The sequence below is a fragment of the [Bacillus] caldolyticus genome (genome assembly GCF_003595605.1).
Classification (GTDB): Bacteria; Bacillota; Bacilli; order Bacillales; family Anoxybacillaceae; genus Geobacillus; species Geobacillus thermoleovorans.
Genome location: NZ_CP025074.1, coordinates 616,922 through 637,641, shown reverse-complemented (window position 1 = coordinate 637,641; position 20,720 = coordinate 616,922). Strand labels below are relative to the sequence as shown.

The 20,720-nt window shown below is 44.3% G+C and carries 14 protein-coding genes and 1 tRNA gene; 12 read left to right on the top strand and 3 right to left on the bottom strand.

Annotated elements, in window-relative coordinates:
* The first annotated feature begins 126 nt into the window (after positions 1-126).
* From CWI35_RS03340 to CWI35_RS03330, 3 genes are all read left to right on the top strand, one after another.
* The gene (locus CWI35_RS03340) at positions 127-528 is read left to right on the top strand and encodes a PfkB family carbohydrate kinase (RefSeq protein ID WP_021321286.1); all 402 of its coding nucleotides are present in this window, start codon (positions 127-129) and stop codon (positions 526-528) included.
* A gap of 89 nt (positions 529-617) precedes the next feature.
* Positions 618-1,190: a PfkB family carbohydrate kinase gene (locus tag CWI35_RS03335; RefSeq protein ID WP_236687304.1), complete on the top strand. Its 573-nt coding sequence runs from the start codon at positions 618-620 to the stop codon at positions 1,188-1,190.
* Positions 1,190-2,095, top strand: a complete 906-nt coding sequence (locus tag CWI35_RS03330) for a pseudouridine-5'-phosphate glycosidase (RefSeq protein ID WP_119877494.1) — start codon at positions 1,190-1,192, stop codon at positions 2,093-2,095. The genes CWI35_RS03335 and CWI35_RS03330 overlap by 1 nt, the downstream gene beginning before the upstream one ends.
* Positions 2,096-2,148: 53 nt before the next feature.
* Here the strand turns inward: CWI35_RS03330 and CWI35_RS03325 are convergent, their stop codons facing one another.
* Positions 2,149-2,502, bottom strand: coding sequence for a hypothetical protein (locus tag CWI35_RS03325; protein ID WP_063211917.1), 354 nt, complete (start codon positions 2,500-2,502; stop codon positions 2,149-2,151).
* A 275-nt stretch (positions 2,503-2,777) separates the two neighbouring features.
* On the opposite strand from CWI35_RS03325, the gene CWI35_RS03320 reads away from it, so the two are divergent.
* Positions 2,778-3,944, top strand: coding sequence for a HEAT repeat domain-containing protein (locus tag CWI35_RS03320; protein ID WP_119878000.1), 1,167 nt, complete (start codon positions 2,778-2,780; stop codon positions 3,942-3,944).
* Between the two features lie 62 nt (positions 3,945-4,006).
* On the opposite strand, the gene CWI35_RS03315 is transcribed toward CWI35_RS03320, so the two are convergent.
* Positions 4,007-4,774, bottom strand: a complete 768-nt coding sequence (locus CWI35_RS03315) for a DODA-type extradiol aromatic ring-opening family dioxygenase (RefSeq protein WP_014195545.1) — start codon at positions 4,772-4,774, stop codon at positions 4,007-4,009.
* A 751-nt stretch (positions 4,775-5,525) separates the two neighbouring features.
* Here CWI35_RS03315 and CWI35_RS03310 point away from each other — a divergent pair.
* From CWI35_RS03310 to CWI35_RS03265, 8 genes are all read left to right on the top strand, one after another.
* A tRNA-Arg gene (locus tag CWI35_RS03310) sits at positions 5,526-5,598 on the top strand.
* A 333-nt stretch (positions 5,599-5,931) separates the two neighbouring features.
* On the top strand, positions 5,932-6,276 hold the full coding sequence (locus tag CWI35_RS18505; RefSeq protein ID WP_230581431.1) for a hypothetical protein: 345 nt from the start codon (positions 5,932-5,934) through the stop codon (positions 6,274-6,276).
* Positions 6,277-7,036: 760 nt separating this feature from the next.
* The gene (locus CWI35_RS03290; protein ID WP_119877493.1) at positions 7,037-8,716 is read left to right on the top strand and encodes an MrcB family domain-containing protein; all 1,680 of its coding nucleotides are present in this window, start codon (positions 7,037-7,039) and stop codon (positions 8,714-8,716) included.
* Positions 8,685-11,195, top strand: coding sequence for a restriction endonuclease-like protein (locus CWI35_RS03285; protein ID WP_042382626.1), 2,511 nt, complete (start codon positions 8,685-8,687; stop codon positions 11,193-11,195). Before CWI35_RS03290 ends, CWI35_RS03285 begins: the two co-directional genes overlap by 32 nt.
* A gap of 27 nt (positions 11,196-11,222) precedes the next feature.
* Positions 11,223-11,552 (top strand): nucleotide pyrophosphohydrolase, encoded by a 330-nt coding sequence (locus CWI35_RS03280; protein WP_014195554.1) that lies wholly within the window; start codon positions 11,223-11,225, stop codon positions 11,550-11,552.
* Between the two features lie 432 nt (positions 11,553-11,984).
* A complete protein-coding gene (locus CWI35_RS03275; protein WP_119877492.1) occupies positions 11,985-14,858 on the top strand; it encodes an SNF2-related protein in 2,874 nt (957 codons plus the stop codon).
* Between the two features lie 17 nt (positions 14,859-14,875).
* Entirely contained in the window at positions 14,876-16,585 is a 1,710-nt protein-coding gene (locus CWI35_RS03270) for a site-specific DNA-methyltransferase (RefSeq protein ID WP_240432132.1), read from the top strand.
* Between the two features lie 12 nt (positions 16,586-16,597).
* Positions 16,598-19,270: a DEAD/DEAH box helicase gene (locus tag CWI35_RS03265; RefSeq protein ID WP_119877490.1), complete on the top strand. Its 2,673-nt coding sequence runs from the start codon at positions 16,598-16,600 to the stop codon at positions 19,268-19,270.
* A gap of 92 nt (positions 19,271-19,362) precedes the next feature.
* Here the strand turns inward: CWI35_RS03265 and CWI35_RS03260 are convergent, their stop codons facing one another.
* The gene (locus CWI35_RS03260; RefSeq protein WP_119877489.1) at positions 19,363-20,538 is read right to left on the bottom strand and encodes an ISL3 family transposase; all 1,176 of its coding nucleotides are present in this window, start codon (positions 20,536-20,538) and stop codon (positions 19,363-19,365) included.
* Positions 20,539-20,720 lie beyond the last annotated feature (182 nt).

Below are 20,720 nucleotides of genomic sequence, written 5' to 3'. Positions count from 1 at the left end.
GTATGTGGTACAATGGGTGGTGAGGCTTCGAAGCGTGCAGCTGTCCGCTTTTTTGAAATCGTTTTCTCCGTTTGGAAAGAGGCGGGAATCGCGCGGCTGCGATCATTGGAAGAGAGGGGGAAAGGCATGGGGAAAGCGGCCTCGATCGTCTGCATCGGCGGGGCGAATGTCGATCGGAAAGCGCGGTTGCTTGTGCCGTTTCAGCTTGGCACGTCCCATCCCGTCACCACGACGCAAACCGCGGGCGGGGTGGCGAGAAACGTGGCGGAAAACTTAGGGCGGCTTGCTCAACCTGTTTCGCTCGTCAGCGCCGTTGGCGATGATCACGATGGACAGTGGCTCATTGACGTGACGAGCCGATATGTCAATACGAGCTTCATCGTGCGAACGCCAAAAGCGAACACCGGGACGTATACAGCGGTGCTCGATGAACGCGGCGAGATGGTTCTCGCCTTGGCGGGTATGGCCATTTATCATCCTGAACCGAGAAGACCCCCACTTCCACGTGTGAGCGTAAGTGGGGGATGAATCGGTATTTGTCATCGCTCTTCCTCTTGCCTTAACAAAACAGAAGGTGTAAATGGGAGAGCGTTCAAGATACAGTGGGAAACGAGTGGATGAAGCAGCGATGGTTGAAATTCGGTCCGATTTCCACTGTCGTGCTCGATACGAATTTTCCGCCTGATGTCATCTCATGGGTGATCGAGCAGTGCCGCCAAGACCGCCTTCCGCTTTGCGTCGTGACTGTGTCCGTGCCCAAAGTGAAGCGATTGCCCAGCGATTTGTCTGGTGTGACGTGGTTTGTCACGAATGAAGCGGAGGCTAAGGAATTTGTGGGACGCAACGGGCATACGGACGACATAATGAAACCGATCCTTCAAGCCGGTGCCAAGAACGTTGTCGTCACGCGCGGCGCAAACGGCGTCGCGTACGCCACCAAGCAAGGGGAAACAGGAGCGATTGCGGCGCCGAAGGTTGAGGTCACCGACGCCACCGGAGCGGGCGACGCCTTTGCGGCTGGATTTTTGTACGGCGTCTTAGGCGGACATACGGTGGAAGACGCCTGCCGCTTTGGGATGAGCAGCGCGGCGCTTACGCTGCAAACGGCCGAAACGGTGCATCCCGCTTTGAATGAACACCTGTTGCAAGCCGCCTATGCGCGGTATTTTCGCGAAGGGGGAACGAAGTGATGAATGATTTTCTCGTCTTTTCCGAAGAAGTCGCTCAAGCGAAGGCCGAAAAAAAGCCGATTGTCGCTTTAGAATCAACGATCATCTCGCATGGCATGCCGTATCCGGAAAACGTGCAGACGGCGAAAGACGTCGAGCGGATCATCCGCGACCGCGGCGCCGTGCCGGCGACGATCGCGATCATCGATGGAAAGATTAAAATCGGGTTAACGGATGACGAACTTGAATTGTTAGGGACAAGCCACGATGTAGAAAAAGTGAGCCGCCGCGACTTGCCGTATGTCGTCGCCATGAAGAAACACGGGGCGACGACCGTGGCGGGGACGATGATTTGCGCTGAGATGGCGGGCATCCGCGTATTTGCGACCGGCGGCATCGGCGGCGTGCACCGCGGCGCCGAACAGACGATGGACATCTCGGCTGATTTGCAAGAGTTGGCGCGCACCAACGTCGCGGTCGTCTGCGCCGGGGCGAAATCAATTTTGGATTTAGGCTTGACGCTTGAATACCTCGAGACGCACGGCGTTCCGGTCGTCGGCTATCAGACGGACGTCCTGCCGGCGTTCTATTCGCGGACAAGCCCGTTTCGCGTCGGTTATCGCCTCGACAGCGTGGAAGAGATCGCCCAGTTCCTCGAAACGAAATGGAAGCTTGGGTTAAACGGCGGTGTTGTGATCGCCAATCCTGTCCCAAAAGAAGATGAGCTCGAGGAGTCGTATATCAACGCGATCATCGAACAAGCGCTCAACGAAGCAGAAAAGCAGCACATCACCGGCAAAGCGGTCACCCCGTTTTTGCTTGACCGTGTGAAAACGTTAACCGGAGGCAAAAGCTTAAAAGCAAACATCGCCTTAGTGAAAAACAACGCCGCCTTGGCGGCCGACCTTGCCCGAGAGCTTTCTTGATGCGAACGCCCCCGCCTTGATGGAAGGACGGGGGCATGATGGCGGTGGAGGATTTATCGAGCGTGAAGCAAATGGCGGATTTTTCGATCATGCTGGGCGATTTTGACGGAGTGGAAGTCGACTGTTTCTTGTGTTTCAACTGGTTCGACGCGGATGTGGCCGAGTTTCGCTTCGAGCCGTTCGAACCGTTCGTTCACGGTGCGCTCCAACTGGGCAATCTGCCGCTCAAACCGTCCATCCATCTCCTCGATGCGCTTGTCCATTTCATCCGTTTTTTCATTCAACGCTTGGACTTGGCGTTGAAGCGAGTCGAATTTCTCATGGAGCGCTTCGAACTGCTTGCGCATATCCGCCGCGTACAAATCAAGCACTTGCAAAATTTGCGCCAATATCGTTTTTTCTTCCACCCTCTTCACCTCCTTCCACTTCTAGCATATCAAACAAGCGAGTTTGCGAGAAGGAAAAACGGTTTCAAATCAAGCGGATTTTGTCTATGATAGAGGAGGAGATGCTGTGATGTTTGAAATGACCAAGAGCTCCTTTGGCTGCCCATTTCCATCGCATCGGCCGCTGCTTGTGTTCCATGTATGAAGGAAGAACCCGCAAACCCGTCGCGAGGAGGTTGAATGTCGATATTCTGTCAGCGACGGGGGGAAATTTCAGAAAAAAAGAAGGTGTGATCATGTCCTTTATTCAAACAATCGAGCCGCATTTGTTTAGCGACCATCCTGTCCTCCGCCAGTTTGCGTTTGACGCAATCGAAGAGTATCCGGATATTCCAGCCGCGCTTGTGGAGCGTTTGGTGGATGAGGCTGTAACGGCGGACAACGAAGAAACACGGAGGATGATTTTGCACGGCATCTCCAAACAGCCGTTGACCGACCGAGCGCTTGAGCAGTTGTTGAGCATGAAAGATGCAGCGAAGTACATCCGTTGGTTTTTCCCGTTTCCAGCCGCCCAGCTCGAAAAATACGGAGAACAGCTGCTCCCTCACTTCCCGCGGTCTTGGCAGCGAGCTGTCCGCCTTGCTTTAGAAGGAACGGAAGATGACGTATGGGAACACTATTTTTCAGTGCTTTCGCATTTGCACGAGGAAGAGTTTCACAATCACGATTGGTTTTTAGTAGCCAAGCAAGCCGTGCGCATTCTCGTTGAACGCGGATGGATGACGAAGGAAGATATCGGTCTGACATGGATGAAAAACGAGCAACAGCCTTGGTTTTCGTATGACGGCATTTTGGCGGTGTATGCGGTCTCGCTCGTCGACGCCGCTGAATATATTCCCCGCCTCGCCCGACTGTTGGAACAACAAGACGGTGATGTGCTTGTTGATCAAGCCGTTTCCACCTTATCGATGTTCCAACGTGAAGAAACGATCGAAGCGGTGCGCCCATATGCGTTTCAGGAAGACACGGCGCTGTCCGCTATTCATGTGCTCGCCAACATCAAATCTAAACAGGCCGTGCGTGTATTGCGAGAAGTCTTTTCCAAACAGCGCGATGATGACCTCCAAGCATTTTGCTTTGAGGCGCTTTGCCATCAGCTGGATAAAGAGGCGCTCCCAGAAGTAGAGCAGTATGTAAAAAGAGCGGAAAAACGAGGGCGTTCTTGGATGATTGATGTCGAACAGAACGCGTACGCCTATTATACGATTCTAGAGATCGATCACCCGAAGCTGGAAACGTGGAAAGCCATTGCCGAGCAGCGGTATCGCCATTTTCAAGCCGTGCTGCAAACACCTCCGCGGCCGACCAACATCCCATACCGCCGAAAAGAGCGAAAAATCGGCCGCAACGACCCATGTCCGTGCGGCAGCGGGAAAAAGTATAAAAAGTGCTGTGGCAAATGAGAACGCTGCTTTGTCTCAAAGAAATGGCCCGTCCCCACGCGGTGGCGTCGGAGGCGGGCCTTTTAAAAAGACACAGCCATGAGGCTTAAGCTTCCATATTGATATTCTCGGAACAACACGCGCGGCGCTTGGTCGCGATCGCCTGCGCCGTAAGCGATCCAATACGGCGCGAGGTGTTCGGGGGTCGGTACGGCCTGCTTGGCGTAAGGTGCTTTTTCTTCATAATGGAATACATCCTCACTGCGGGCGGCTGACTCGCGCAACAGCCAGTCATCAAAAGCGGCCGCCCAGCTTTCTGCCTCCGCATGCCCTTCCCAACGGAGCGCCATCAAATTGTGCACCGTCCCGCCGCTGCCGATGACCATCAATCCTTCGTCACGCAATGGACGCAGCGCCTCACCAAGCTGGAACAATTGCTTCGGCGTCCACCACGGCACGACCGACGCTTGCACAATCGGGATGTCAGCGTTGGGAAATAGGCGGTGCAACAACACCCAAGAACCGTGATCCAGCCCGCGCGTGGAATCAACGGCCACTTCCGCCACACCAGCGAGACGCTCGCGCACGCGCTCCGCCCACTCGACCGACCCGCGCGCCGGATAAACCACTTCATACAGCTCGCGCGGAAACCCGGAAAAATCATAAATCATGTCATACGTCCCCTCAACCGCCGAAACCGTCGGTTGGCGCGTCATCCAATGCGCTGTAAAGATGACGACCGCCTGCGGGCGAATTCCTTCCCCAAGCTTTTTCAAAAACGCCGTATACGCATTGTCTTCGATCGCCAACATCGGCGAACCGTGGGCGAGAAACAGGGCAGGGGGGTTCATCGTTCCATTCCTCCCTTGAGTCATATTGACGGATCAACACTTTGCAGCCTGATGCCGCCTCTAGAAGGTTGGTGAAAAACCACTGTTTGACTTGATCGATGATTGAACGCGCGAACATAGAGGCTGATGCAACAAGTTTTTTCTACTTGAGAACCGATTTCCAGAAGCGGTTGCGCAAGTAAATCACCAACCTCCTAGAGAGCTGGTGAAAAATTTGTTTTTTGCTTGAACCGGTGGCAGTTCATCAGAAAGAGGGACAGATCTGACAAGGCTTCCCTAATTGAAAAAAATAATGGGGATGAGCCGCCTTTTTCATTCCTCGTCGGCCTTTCTAGACGATTCGACGAAAAACGGTGTATGGGCCGCTTCCCTTGCCAATCCCCTTACCCTTAGTGTAGCATAAGCATCCTTTGCCATTCTATGCACTTGCAAAACTTTTCCTTGTCCATTTAACCTTTTAAAACAGCAAAAAATCAGTTATAATATACCCGTCTGACACGCCATAAACGGTATGCATCAACAAACATGACTAGAGCCTGCCCCCAGTTCACTGGCAACCAAACAATGAACATATTCTCAAACTGGCCGCGCGTTTGATCGGTTGCACAGCGCCAAAGGCAAGGAGCGGTCTCGTTTCGATGTTTTTCCTCAAAAAACCAGGAACGGATCAAACAATCGGAATTCTCGACGTCTCGAGGGGATGGAGTCTCTCCCCTAGCCGTCCCAGCGCTTAGGTGTACATTCTTATCATGGCCCCGTAGCTCAGTGGATAGAGCGTCGGTTTCCTAAACCGTGCGTCGGAGGTTCGAATCCTCTCGGGGCCGTTCCAACGATCCGACTAGTTCGGATTAAAATTCTTAAACCCCTTGATACGACTGCGTTTGCAGTCATTTTCTATTTTTTTGGAATCCGAAAAAATACGATAGAATTTGAAAAAATTTTGCACGAATTTTGCACGGCTATTTGGCATGATGCAGTTCCTCCATTGCCAGATCAACTTGGCGGAATCCTTTTTGCTTCATTCCCTTCTATTCTAGAAACAGTCAAGTACCACTTTTGGCGAAGATCCAAAATGATATGTATTTGGACATAAATGGTAACCCGGTGGCAAAGGGATCAAAAGCTTCGCATATTGTGATTAATAGGGGGAAGAAATGATGAGAATATCTGATTTTCTTAAAAGATATAATTTACATGGGAGTTTAATTAATAATGTGGAATATGATTCCACTACAAAAAGAGTATCTATTGAAACTGAGTTATGTAAATGGCAGCAATTTGATTATGACGAAACTAAAGATCCTGAAATGATTGAGGGATTCATTGTTTTTGAAGATGTAACATATTTTGAAACAGATTGCGTTAAAGACTTTGATGCTGATGAAATATTGGAAGCGGTGCTTATTTCCGAAACTCCATCGCTTGAAAAAGTTAAAATAGTAACCGATGGGGTGAACATCATCATTATTGAGGCAGGGAATGTAGAGTGGCACTCACTTTGAGTTCAATGCTTGAGGAAAAGAACATTAAAATGTATACAGCGCATACAGTTGTATCGAACGATATTGCTTCATACAGTTTCGAGAAACAAAGGGAGGATGACATCACATATGAAGATGAACCGCCTCGCGAAATAAAGCTGGTGAAGGTGGATGGTACGTATGGAACGTATCGCGTCGAGGAGAAGATGAAGCCGAGTGATGTGGTGGGGTGTGCTTTGTTATCGTTTTACTTATAGCTTATTTTAGCTAAACAAAAGGCGGATCTCTCCGCCTTTTCGCACGAGATAGCAACTCAAAAGAATTTTGCACAACACAAAAGAATGTTTCGCTCAAACATTGAAATATCAATACTTTTCGGTAAATGGTTATTATCCTCTCGGGCCGCTAGTGAAAACCCTTGCGATGCGGGGGTTTTTTCTTTATCTCCCGCCATATTCGCCGCAGCTCACCCCGATCGAGCGTTTGCGGAAATGGCGGAAAGATCCTGTCATGGCGAATGTATTTCATAAAGAACGAAACGATATCATGCAAGCCTTTGATCGATGGCTTATATCCATGAACATCCGGAGAAGGTGCTGCAGCGCTTGGGGGATGGGGCGTGATGAGAAGTCCACTCTTCATGTTGCATGTATATACATAAAGAACGCCTGCTCGTGACGAAAGAAGCGGCTCTCTCACTAGTTGAGAGAGCCGCTTTTTTAGTAGAATAGAAGAAAAATAGAAACGAAGAATAACATTTCTATACGAAGGAGTTATTCCCATGTCATTGCACGATCTTTTCCGCCAAGTGATGGCCATTTACGAACAAGAAAAACGCGAAAAACTGTCAAAAGAGCGACGGTCGTTTCAGCTGGTGACACGAGCGATTCCAGAGGCGTTGAAAACATTGCCTTTCTTACCGCCTGACCGGTATGTGGTGAAAGGTTCTGTCGGTCAAGGGGTGTGGACTGACGTGCCGTGGGTGGCGGTGATGGATCAAGAGGTGACGGATTCGACGCAACGCGGGTATTATATCGTCTACTTATTCAGTGAAGATAGGCGCCGGCTCTATTTGACGCTCGCCCAAGGAGTGACGGAGACGCCGAGAGACGAAATGGAGCGGGTGAAGCGGGACATCCGCCAACTCATTCCCGCTGAAGAACGCGTGCGGACCGATGATGACATCCGTCTTGGCGAAAGCAAACGGGCGAAAGACTACGAACGGTCGGTGGCGGCGTATATCGCCTATTCGTTTGACGATCTGCCATCCGATGAACAACTCGCGCGCGACCTCGAAACGATGATCGGTTATTACCGACAGTATGTGGAGCGAACAGAACCGATGGCACCGCCCGAGCAGGCCCTTTCCTATCGGGAGGCGGTTGAGCATATTCATTCATACATATCCGCCAAAGGGTTTTACTATACGAAAGAGGAAGTGGCCAACCTCTTTCTATCGTTAAAAACAAAACCGTTTGTCATCTTGTCCGGCATTTCTGGAACCGGGAAAACAAAAATTGTTCAATGGCTCGCCGAGAGCGTCGGCGCGACGGAAGACAACGGTCGCTTCACCTTAATTCCCGTCCGCCCGGATTGGCACGACGGCTCGGACTTGCTTGGCTATGTCGACATTAAAGGCGATTTCAAGCCCGGGCCGCTCACCAACGTCATCATCGAAGCGGGGAAGCATCCGGACAAGCCGTATTTCGTCGTGTTGGATGAGATGAACCTCGCCCGCGTTGAGCATTATTTCAGCGATGTCTTAAGCGTCATGGAAAGCCGCCGCTGGGAAGACGGGTGCATCACCTCGTCACGGCTGCTGCCGAGAGAAACAGCAGGGTGCGATCTTTTTCTCCCGCCGAACGTCTACATCATCGGCACGGTCAACATGGACGAGACGACCCACCCCTTCAGCAAAAAAGTGCTCGACCGGGCGAACACGATCGAGTTCAACCGCGTCCAGCTCGACCATCTCGATTTTTTGCGCGACTTGCCGACCGTCGCGCCCCTGTCAGTCGGACAGGAGCTGTTCGCGGCGCGGTATTTGCATTTGAAAGATGTGTACGCACGCTGCCCAGAGCTTGTTGAAACCGTGACGAACCAACTCGTGGAGATCAACCGCATCCTCATGCCGCTTAACGCTCATATCGGCTACCGCGTCCGCGATGAAATTTGCTTCTACCTTGCGTACAACGAAGAAGGAAAGCTGATGGAATTTGAAAACGCGTTTGATCATTGCCTCTTGCAAAAAATTTTACCGCGCGTCTCTGGAAGTGATGCGAGAGTGCAACGCGCCCTGGAGCAACTATTTACGTTCTGCACTGGCATTGAATTAAATGGGGAATACGATGCCTTGCTTGATTTTACATACGCTAAATATCCGAAAAGCGCGGATAAAATTTTACACATGTTAAGGAGGTTAGCGGACGATGGCTTTACCTCCTTCTGGATTGGCTCGTGAGGATGTAGAGCTGGTCCATATTGAAACGAAACATTTAACACTCGTAATCAAAGGAAAGCCATATCACGAGCAATACAAAGGACTCCAGCAATACCGCAAACTCGACTTTCACGAATCGATGGAGTTTTTTGTCAAAGGAGAAGACATTTTCGAAGTAAAGATATTTGATATTGATCAGCAAAGACTTGTAGAATGGTCTGCGGGCCACCGGCCAATCTTTTTTGAAAATGGCATTTATCAAATCATCGTTTCTCCGAAAAACGATGTTGAATTAACGTTTTATCATGAATATCCATCGTTAAGAAGAGCGGTCGACCGAGTCAACATCGGCAGTCAATACGTACTGATGGGAAACCTCCATTTTCAAAATGAAGTGGGATTATCGACATTTGAAATCCGGAATGGAGATAAAGTCATATTAGAAGTGACGATCGAAATTTTTCCAACGAAATTAAATTATAAGGAAGACTATCAAAAGCTTCTCCAAGAAGTAAGCGATGAAATTTATAATCTCGCCTTTCATTTTATTAAGAAAACGTATCAGCGGGCGAAAGTAAAACTAGACGGCACTCCTTCCCGAAGCGAATTTTTCCGGCTGATGGAGGCGCATTTTCACGACTTCCTCCAAGCCATTCGGCAAATCGAGCGGCAGCCGCACCATCAGCTTGTGACGACCCATGTAAAAGCGAGGGGAGATCAGCTTGGCCGCTTGGACCAAAAAGGAAGAAACTATTTGCGGAAAAGACCGCAATTATTTTGTGAAGTCCATAACGGAATAAAGATTCAACACCGTTCACTAATGCCGGTATCCGGCTTAAAAGCGAAAAAAGAATTGACGTATGATACGCTGGAAAACCGGTTTGTAAAATGGATGATGGCACGTCTAATCGATAAATTGCAAGATTTATGGCAAAAAGTGCAATCGAAAAACAAACGATATGAAGTGGAAGCCGATCCGGATTTACTTACGAAAATCATGAACATGAAACGAGCGCTCGAAGCGAAAACAAACAATGCGTTTTGGCGGACGATCGGGAAACTGGACCGTTCGATCATGAGCCTCGTCTTGCAAATGGCGCCGGGATATCGCGATGCGTATCAAATATTTTTAATCGTGACGCGGGGCCTTGCACTGCAAGGAAAACTGTATCAAATGTCCGTCAAAGACGTGGCGACATTGTACGAGTATTGGACGTTTCTGAAGCTCGGACAACTGTTGGGCAAAAAATATAAATTGATCAGCCAGGACATAATTCAAGTGAATCGAACGGGGCTGTTCGTCAACTTGGAAAAAAACCGTTCCGCAAAGCGGGTATACGAACATCCGCACACGGGTGAAAAAATTATTTTGACGTATCAAAAATACGAAGGAAGGCTGCCGACCATTCCGCAAATTCCGGATACGATGCTGTCGATCGAAAAGAAAGGGAAAGATTATACGTTCAATTACATTTTCGACGCGAAATATCGTATCGATTTCGCAGTGGAGGGAAGCAGCTACCAAAAACGCTATCAAATTCCTGGTCCAATGGAAGAAGACATCAATACGATGCATCGTTACCGCGATTCGCTTGTTGTCCGACACAACGGACCTTATGAAAGAACCGCTTTTGGCGCCTATGTGTTATTTCCATGGTACGATGAAGATAGCTATCAAGAGCACAAGCTATACAAAAGCATTAATGAAGTCAATATCGGCGGGCTGCCGTTTTTGCCAAACGCGACTCGGTTAGTCGAACAATTGATCGAGCGTCTGATCGAAAAAAGCCCAGAGGAATTGCAAAAAGAAGGAATTTTGCCGCAAGGAATTATGGAGGAATGGCGATCTTCTTTCGATGAAAAAGTGCTTGTCGGAATGGTCCCTAGCGCACGAAACTATCACGCTCATCTGAGACACCGATTTTATCATATTCCGGTAAAACGGCTGAAAAAAGGATGGCAAGAAGCGAAATACATCGCTCTTTATCCAAAACAAGGAGCGGCACCGGTCAATGGAGTTACTTGCTTTGGAAAGATCACCGATGTAAAGTTTGTAAAACGATACGAAATCAACGAACTGCCAAAAAACAGTTCAGAGGAGTACGTGAGATTCGAGATCGAAAGCTGGCATTTTTTAAAGGACATTATCCGACCGGTCGGCTATGGAATATCGGTCTATACGATGACGACGTTAAACACATTAAAAGAAGCGAAAGAACTTCCTGAATTGTTCATGAAATCAAAAGAAGAAATCACTTTATGGAGAATGCTGCGGAGACTGTCCGACCGCATCCGCTTTGACCTGGATGACCGATACTTGGATAAAGCGTCTAAAATTACAGCGTACCGAATCAAAGACATTGTCATAAAGATCGAAGGAGAGCAGCTAGCCATCACACGAGGAACTGAACGCAAAACACTTCCGATTGATGCTTTGCTCAAACAGCCATCGATGGTGTTTAAGGAGATGGTGAGATTGATGGATAGAGATAATACTTAAAAAATAGCACTAACGGAGGTAGTAATCATGAAACACTTGCAGCAAAAAATTATTGAATTTCGCGATGCGCGCAATTGGAAACAGTTTCACACCCCAAAAGACTTAGCGATTTCATTATGCCTGGAAGCAGGAGAGTTGCTGGAAAATTTTCAATGGAAAAGCAGCGAAGAAGCTGTAAAAACAAACTTGGAAAATATAAAAGACGAAATTGCCGATGTAGTCATTTATGCGCTCCTATTATCACACGAATTAGGGATTGACCTAGAAAAAGCTGTTGTTGATAAAATAAAGAAAAATGAACAAAAGTATCCAATTGAGAAATCGTTTGGGTCAAAAAAGAAATATACTGAGTTATAAAATTGAAATAAGTATTGGTAATTTGTTAGATGTCTGTTCGCTGTTCCAATTGGAATCATGATCGTGTTCACCCCTTGGAGAGTTGTTTTTTGAACACTGTATATGACTTCTAAGGTGGTGGGTTTTTTATGTGCATTTATGCATTCGTTATGCGTTTTGCAACACGTTCAGTATTACTTAAACTATAGATGTCAATCGTTATACTATCATTGAGTAAATCAAGAACAAAAAATTATTAGGAGAAATGAAAGAAGCGGATAAACATTTTTTAATAAATTGAAGATAACAGTGAGAGAACCATGGGACCTTAGGAGAATATTGTCATATGTTGTCAAATGTCTGTTATTGTAAGATAACGTCGAATATAATAGAAATATAGATAACGTCCGGCATGCGAGTAACGTTGGGACTTTATATTTGGGGGGCTAGTTAATGATAACGCCATACCAAAGCAAATACTTTGCTTACGAATTAACAAAACAAAACGCTTCAAATTCGATAGGACGGTTAAGCCAATCTCTCATCAATGCTACGGTCGATTTAAACCCGCATCAAGTGGAAGCTGCTTTATTTGCCTTTCGTGCTCCATTGGAGAGAGGAGCGATTTTAGCGGATGAAGTAGGATTGGGAAAAACAATTGAAGCGGGATTGATTATCAGTCAATTGTGGGCAGAACGGAAGCGAAATATTCTTATTATCGTACCGCCTCCGTTAAGAAAACAATGGCATCAGGAACTATGGGAAAAATTTTATATCCCATCCATTATACTAGAAAGTAAAAACTTCAACGAAATGGTACGTTCCGGTCACCGTAATCCTTTTTTGCAACAAGATCAAGTTGTGATTACTTCTTATCCGTACGCCCGAAATAAAGCGGATATGATACGAAAGGTCAACTGGAATCTAATCGTTTTTGATGAAGCGCATCGTATGCGGAATGTATACAAAAAATCAAATAAAATTGCTCGCACGTTAAGAGAAGCTACAGCTGGTTATCCCAAGATTTTATTGACGGCTACGCCGTTACAAAACTCGTTAATGGAATTATATGGACTCATTAGTTTTATTGACCCGCACATTTTTGGTGATGAAACGACGTTTAGACGTCAGTTTTCCCGCGGAACGAAAGAAATGTCGGAAATGGATTTTATTGATTTAAAACAACGAATTAAGCCTGTTTGCCATCGTACATTAAGACGGCAAGTGACTGAGTACGTGAATTATACACAGCGTATTCCGATCACTCAAGAGTTTATGCCAACGAATGAGGAATGGGAACTGTATGAAAAAGTATCGGCATATTTACAAAGAGAACATCTTTTTGCGTTACCGGCAAGCCAACGAGCATTAATGACGCTTGTTGTCCGTAAATTGTTAGCTTCTTCTTCGTTTGCTATTTCCGATACATTGCTTTCTCTCATCAAAAGGCTTGAGCAATTGTTAGAACAATTAGATAGCGGAAAAACGGAGATAACTGTAGGACACTCTGATGTTTACGCTGATGTTGACGAATTTGATGATACGGTGGAAGAGTGGGAAGAAGACGATCAGCCATCATACATAGACAAATTATCGCCAGATGAAATGAAGGGTCTTATTCAAGAGGAAAAAGAAGAATTAGAACAATATTATTCTCTAGCAAAATCAATTAAAGAAAATTCAAAAGCGGAAGCATTGCTTATTGCGCTTGAAAAAGGATTTGAAAAATTAAGAATGCTAGGCGCAAATGAAAAAGCGGTTATTTTCACAGAGTCACGTCGAACACAGATGTATTTACGTGAATTTCTTGAACGTAATGGCTACGCTGGCAAAATTGTTTTATTTAATGGCGAAAACCAAGATGAACAGGCAAAACAAATTTATGAGCAATGGTTAGAAAAGCATCGGCATGATGATAAAATTACTGGATCAAAAACAGCAGATATGCGCGCGGCGCTTGTTGAATATTTTAAAGAACAAGCGTCGATTATGATTGCGACTGAATCGGCATCGGAAGGAATTAACTTGCAATTTTGCAGCCTAGTCGTTAACTACGATTTACCTTGGAATCCGCAGCGGATTGAGCAGCGAATCGGACGTTGTCATCGTTACGGTCAAAAACATGATGTTGTTGTGATTAACTTTTTAAATTGTAAAAATGAAGCCGATAAAAAAGTGTATGAAATTCTCTCCGAAAAATTTAGGCTGTTTGAAGGGGTTTTTGGTTCTTCCGATGAGGTGCTAGGTTCGCTGGAGTCCGGTGTCGATTTTGAAAAACGGATTCAACAAATTTATCAGACGTGTCGCACGGCGGAGGAAATTGAACAAGCGTTTAAAAACTTGCAAGCGGAGTTAGATGAGCAAATTCAATTAAAAATGAAAGAAACACGTATGCATCTATTGGAAAACTTCGATGATGAAGTAAGAGAGAAACTAAGAGATCATTATCATCAAACAAGTTTACACCTCAATCGTATGGAACGTTATCTTTGGAATCTATCAAAATATGAAGGAGCAAGAGAGGCAATATTTGATGATGAAACATTAAGTTTTGTCAAAGATCATGAAACATATCAAATGATATCACAAGCGAAGAAGCAAAACAGCCCAAATGTTCATCATTTTCGTTTTTCTCATCCGCTTGCACAAAAGTGGATCGAGCAAGCAAAAAGTCGGGAACTGTTGCCAAAGGAAATTACGTTCCGTTATTCGGATTATAAAGGGAAAGTCAGTATTTTAGAGCAATTGATCGGAAAAGAAGGTTGGTTATCGCTTGATTTGCTTCATGTACAGTCATTAGAAAGCGAACAGCACCTTATTTTTTCAGCAATTGATACAGAAGGTGGACAGCTCGATCAGGAAATGTGCGAAAAAATGGTTGAACTGCCTGCCGTTGAAGGAGAAGAGGTGGAAATTTCCGATTCGATTCGCAATACGCTTCGCCGGATCAGCGAAGGGCAACAAGAAGCAATTTTAAATGAAATTATGGAGAGAGCATCGGCTTATCTTGATTCTGAATTAGAAAAGCTGGAAAAGTGGTCGCAAGACTTGAAAAATAAACTTGAAAAAGATATAGATGAAATGACGGTAGAAATTGAACATTTGAAGCGAGAAGCAAAACTTACACGTAACTTAGCTGAAAAGCTGGAAAAAAACAAGCAAATTAAGGAATTGGAAAAGAAGCGCAACGAGATGCGGAGAAATCTCTATGATCAGCAAGATGAAATTGATGAACAAAAAGATCGCTTGTTCGAGGAAGTAGAGAAAAAACTAGAACAGCGTACGGCAACTGAGCACCTTTTTACAATCAAATGGAGAATCGTGTAGCAACAGGAGGGATTACATTGGCACAAAAACAAAAACTAGAATTAACATGGATTGGCAAAGACGAACAACCAAAACTCGAACCGCGCATTCTTCTCGAAGACCCGGAACTTTCGTATCATGCAAAAGAACGGGTGTCGGAAAATGATATATTTGATAACCGCCTTATTTATGGGGACAATTTGTTAGCGCTGAAAGCATTGGAACAAGAGTTTACGGGAAAGATTAAGTGTATTTACATTGACCCGCCGTATAATACAGGAGCGGCTTTTGAGTATTATGATGACAGTTTAGAACATTCAATTTGGTTGACTTTAATGAAACAAAGATTAGAAATATTAAAGAAACTATTATCGAAAGATGGGGTTATTTTTGTTCAAATTGATGATAAAGAGATGGCGTATTTACGTATTTTAATGGATGAGATCTTTGGTAGAAGAAATTTTCTGAATATGATAGTTGTAAAAACCTCTGACCCTTCTGGTCACAAAACAGTTAATCCATCTCCATATTCGCAAACCGAATATATATTAATGTATGCAAAGGAGAGAAGCCAATATAACTACGAAATTCAGTATGTGGAATCGGAGTATGATCCTTCTTATAATAAATATATAGTAAATCGCAATGAAAGTTTTGAAAAGTGGAAAATCGTAAATTTAGAAGATATTGTGGCAAAAGAGCTAGGGTTTAATGATGCACAAGAAGCAAAACTAAAATATGGTAAATTGGATTTTCTCGAGAAAATAGCAGAATTTGCTCTTCATAATGCGGATAGCGTATTTCAATTGACTGCAATTAGTGATGCAGCAGGAAAAAATATTGTTAAGATTAGAGATGAGTCTAAGAAAAATAGAGGAGTAATCTACCATATTCCACGCGAAGGTTATGAGGATATCTATGTTCTTAATGGAAGACAAATTTATTTTTATAGTTCCAAAATTAAAGAAATCGATAATAAAAAAGTACCTGCTAAGCCTTTAACTAATCTTTGGACTGATATACCATGGAATGGGATTGCGAATGAGGGAGGCGTTAAATTTAAAAACGGTAAAAAACCTGAAAAATTGATAAGAAGATGTATTGAGATGTCGACAAAGAAAGGAGACTGGGTTCTCGATTCGTTTGCCGGTTCAGGGACGACTGGTGCGGTGGCGCATAAAATGGGACGACGCTGGATTATGATTGAGCTTGGCGAGCATTGCCATACGCATATTATTCCGCGAATGAAGCGAGTCATCGATGGAACAGATCAAAGCGGAATTAGTAAAGCGGTGAATTGGAAAGGTGGAGGGGGGTTCCGCTATTACAAATTGGCGCCAAGTTTGTTGAAGAAAGATAAGTTTGGTAATTGGATTATTAATCCAGAATACAACCCCGAAATGTTGGCGGAAGCGATGTGTAAACATGAAGGGTTTACGTACAATCCAGACCCGGAAGTGTTTTGGAAGCAAGGTCAATCTACGGAGAACGATTTTATCTATACAACCACACAGCTTGTCACGCAACAAATGGTGGAAAGTATTGTCGAGCAAATGAAAGAAAATGAAACATTGCTCATTTGTTGTAAAGCATATAACGTTAACGTTGAGGATTTCCCGCAAGTGACGATTAAAAAAATTCCGCAAGCTATTTTAAACAAATGTGAGTTTGGTCGCGACGATTACAGTTTAAATGTCAACAACTTACCAATGAAAGAAAAAGAACCAGAACAATTAGAGTTATTTTAGGGGGAAGAGGTCATGAATCGTATCGTTAACGTTATCTCATCTCGGCTTAGTCTCCGTAAACCGCAAAAAGAATCATTGGAAATTCTCACCGAAGTGATTGAACACTTCGGCTTAGATAAACAAAATGATCCACAATCGTTAAAAGAGAAGTTAGCGGCTGTTAATGCATTATTTCCTAGTGTTACTGATTTTGAACGAGAATTTCCGTCGCTCTGTTTTGCGTTAGCCACTGGCGTCGGTAAAACACGTCTGATGGGAGCGTTTATTGCTTACTTACATATGGCAAAAGGAATTCGTAATTTCTTTGTTTTAGCACCTAACTTAACAATTTATGAAAAATTAATCCAAGATTTTACGCCTAATACACCGAAATATGTATTTAAGGGGCTTTCCGAGTTTGCTAATAAACAACCGAACATTATTACAGGGGATAACTATGATCAGCAAGCCCTCTTTTTAGCTGATCCGTTAGCTGTAAACATTAACATCTTCAACATATCTAAGATTAACAGCGAAGTTAGAGGAGGAAAAGCGCCAAGAATTAAACGGTTAAGTGAATATTTAGGACAGAGTTATTATGATTATTTAAAATCCCTTCCTGATCTTGTTTTATTAATGGATGAATCGCATCGGTATCGAGCATCAGCTGGGGTGAAAGCGATCAATGAACTGAACCCGATTCTTGGTCTGGAGTTAACGGCTACGCCGCAAGTGGAAAGCGGAAACAGAACGATACCATTTAAAAATATAATCTATAGCTATCCTTTGTATAAAGCGATGGAAGACGGATATGTGAAAGAGCCAGCTGTAGCGACGAGAGAAAATTTTAATCCAGCAAAATTCACCGAACGAGAGTTAGAACGTTTAAAATTAGAAGACGGTATCCGTGTCCATGAAGAAACGAAATTAGAGCTAGAATTATACGCTCGGGAAAACAACGAAAAATTAGTAAAGCCGTTTATTCTTATCGTCGCTCAAGATACGAATCATGCGGAAGAGTTAATGAACATCATTGAAAGTGATGATTTTTTTGAAGGACGCTATAAAGGTAAAGTCATTACTGTTCATTCCAACCAGCGTGGCGAAGAAAAGGACGAAACAATTAAGCAATTGCTTGCTCTTGAGGATCCGAATTCAAAAATAGAGATTGTCATTCATGTGAACATGTTAAAAGAAGGATGGGACGTAACGAATTTATATACGATTATCCCACTTCGTGCGGCAAACTCCAAAACATTAGTGGAACAGTCCATCGGTCGAGGACTTCGTCTCCCATACGGAAAACGGACGGGAGTTCCAGCAGTCGATCGTTTAACGATTATTGCGCATGATAAATTCCAAGAAATTATTGATGAGGCGAATAATCCTACTTCTATTATTCGCCGTGGGGTTGTCATCGGTCGTGATGTGGCACAGACAGAGAAAAAAATAGTTACTGTTGAGTCAAACGTAGAACGTTCATTAATTGATGAACTAGTTGGAACGACGGAATCCACTTCTCCAGAAGACGAAAAGAAAATAGAAATGAAAAGAAACATTGCGGAAACAATAGTAAAAGCCATTTCTAAGCAGCGCACATTATATAGTTCTAAACAATTAAAAGATCCTGAAGTACAACAGCAAATTGTTAGCGATGTGAAAGGAACATACACAGTATCACAATTGTCTATATTTGAGGAAGAACCTGAAAAAATGATTGAGAGCATGGTTGCAAGAGCAGTTGATGTACTTCCTAATTTGACTATGGAAATTCCGAGAATTATCGTGCAACCTACAGGAGAAATCTCGTGGGGGTACCGCGATTTTGATTTAAACTGCGATTTAATTCCAAAATTTCAGCCTGTTGCTGAAAATATTCTAATTGAACATTTGCGTACACATCAAAGAGAAGTGTTGCGGATTCAAAAAGATACGAATATGACGGAAGAACGTTTAGAAGATTATCTTGTCTTTCATCTAATGGATTATCCAGATGTTTCCTATGAAGAACATGCTGAATTGTTGTATAAGTTATCAGGACAGTTAATTAATTATCTTCGAAGTTATTTAAAAACGGAAGATGATGTCAAAAATGTAGTAATTTACAATCAAAAACGTTTGGCAGAATTGATTTATAAGCAAATGAAAGAACATTATTATGAAGAGCAAACGAATTATGAAGTGACTGTTCGAATAGGGTTTGATACGTTAAAAGATACCAGTGTCACTGTAGATGCTAATGAAGAAGTGCGCGATTTTCGCCAACTAGTAGCAAATAAAGCGGCGATTCGAAACATGTGTTTTGGCGGATTTAAAAAATGTTTGTATCGAACACAAAAATTTGAATCTGATGCGGAGCGAAGATTTGTGGTCATTTGTGAAAATGATCCATCCGTTTTAAAATGGCTGAAGCCAACGAAAAACCATATTAAAATTTATTATAATCAAACACAAGCATATATCCCGGATTTTATTGTAGAAACAGAAGAGAAAATGTATTTATGTGAAATCAAAGCAACAAACAGAATCGAAGAAGATCGAGAAGTAGCGCAGAAAGCACAAGCGGCTATCACCTGGTGCAAATATGCATCCGATCATGCTCGTCAAAACAACGGAAAAGAATGGGTATATTTATTAATTCCACATGATGATGTAGATTCGAATAAGACGATTAAAGGGTTGGAGGCGCTGTATAGAAAGTATTAATTTTTTATCATGATGTAAATAACAGATAAGCAAGCCAAACAGGCTCGCTTATCTGTTATTTGGTTCATCACCAAAAGTTGTACTTGCACCTGTCATGAAAGTATGTTAGCTGTTTCTAGCCGAACCCGCAATGCAAAACGCTGGATATTTCTGTATCCGTATCCCCGACGTTTCATCAGCTTGATCTTGTTATTTGTTCCCTCCATTTTCCCATTTGAATAAGGGGATAAAATGCACGATATGATTTCGTCTGTTCGTTTGACGAGTGATTTTGCGATGGCGCGAACAGCAGAACAAGGACAAAACAAATACCGATGAACCCAGGCGTTCAAACGACGTTTCGCTTGTCGCTCGCTTTGGCTTTTGGATACATAACGAAAATGTTGAAGGGATTGATAGACAGCCTGCAAGGAATCGCTCTCTTTCTGCCACTCCCGCACCGTTTGGCGCTCCTCCTCGGTGAGTTTCTCGGGACACTGGGTCAATAAGCGGCAAACATACCGAACATGCCCGTGTTTCTTGTTCCCTTTTCCGAAGGATTGGCGGCATCGATCCAACGCTTCCGTAAACAATTGAATCACATGAAAATAATCGACCACATGCTTCGCTTCCGGACACCCCCCTTGAATGGCTTTTTTCATCGCTGGAGCCAAATCACTCACGACATACTGAACAGAACCAGACACAGGAGCCAACACACGTCCAATGGCTTCCTCGTTCTTTCCTGCTTTAACGGCATACACTTCTCCCGTTTCGGCATCCATGACTGCCACTCCGTAATCATGCCCTTTTCGAAACGCAAACTCATCGACACAAACTGCCTTTGGTTGGATGTCATTCGATAGGAAGGAAGGGGCATGGGTATAAAACCAGCGTTCAACGGTCGTGTACGGAAGCTTGAGCATACGAGCCACCGCCTGAATGGATGTTCCGATGCAAGATTGCGCCACCCATTGCTGAAACGCATCCGTCGCTGCACTTCGAGGGGAAATTCCGGGATAAGACGTGCTGAATGTCATGCCACATGTACAACAACGTCTACGCTCCACAGGGAGTTCCACCCAAAAGATGCCGATCCGTTGAGCATACCCATGCATCCATTGCTTCTTTTTTCCTGTCATTTTGATCGTGCGTTTCAAGCAAACAGGACATAACGGGCATTGTTCGGGAAGAGAAAGTTCGAAAATCCAACGTTCTTCTTCTTTTCGCACCTTTTGAATCAAAACATCTGGTAAATCGATGAGTTCTTTGATAAACTGAGCGTACATGCGAATTTTCCTCCAATGGTTTGGTTTGGACACCTTTACCATACAGGAAAATTCGCATTTTTTGTACCCTCTATTTTCTCTATGCACACCGATCTTCAATGATCAAGTACAACTTGTGGTGAAGAGCCTGTTATTTTTATATTTTCAATATATTTGGATCTCCAAAGTATTGTTTGTAAAGT

Bases quoted from the DNA above. Each gene is read 5' to 3' on its own strand.
- CWI35_RS03340 (WP_021321286.1), top strand. From the start codon at position 127: ATGGGGAAAGCGGCCTCGATCGTCTGCATCGGCGGGGCGAATGTCGAT.
- CWI35_RS03335 (WP_236687304.1), top strand. From the start codon at position 618: ATGAAGCAGCGATGGTTGAAATTCGGTCCGATTTCCACTGTCGTGCTC.
- CWI35_RS03330 (WP_119877494.1), top strand. From the start codon at position 1,190: ATGAATGATTTTCTCGTCTTTTCCGAAGAAGTCGCTCAAGCGAAGGCC.
- CWI35_RS03320 (WP_119878000.1), top strand. From the start codon at position 2,778: ATGTCCTTTATTCAAACAATCGAGCCGCATTTGTTTAGCGACCATCCT.
- CWI35_RS03315 (WP_014195545.1), bottom strand. From the start codon at position 4,774: ATGAACCCCCCTGCCCTGTTTCTCGCCCACGGTTCGCCGATGTTGGCG.
- CWI35_RS18505 (WP_230581431.1), top strand. From the start codon at position 5,932: ATGAGAATATCTGATTTTCTTAAAAGATATAATTTACATGGGAGTTTA.
- CWI35_RS03290 (WP_119877493.1), top strand. From the start codon at position 7,037: ATGTCATTGCACGATCTTTTCCGCCAAGTGATGGCCATTTACGAACAA.
- CWI35_RS03285 (WP_042382626.1), top strand. From the start codon at position 8,685: ATGGCTTTACCTCCTTCTGGATTGGCTCGTGAGGATGTAGAGCTGGTC.
- CWI35_RS03280 (WP_014195554.1), top strand. From the start codon at position 11,223: ATGAAACACTTGCAGCAAAAAATTATTGAATTTCGCGATGCGCGCAAT.
- CWI35_RS03275 (WP_119877492.1), top strand. From the start codon at position 11,985: ATGATAACGCCATACCAAAGCAAATACTTTGCTTACGAATTAACAAAA.
- CWI35_RS03265 (WP_119877490.1), top strand. From the start codon at position 16,598: ATGAATCGTATCGTTAACGTTATCTCATCTCGGCTTAGTCTCCGTAAA.
- CWI35_RS03260 (WP_119877489.1), bottom strand. From the start codon at position 20,538: ATGTACGCTCAGTTTATCAAAGAACTCATCGATTTACCAGATGTTTTG.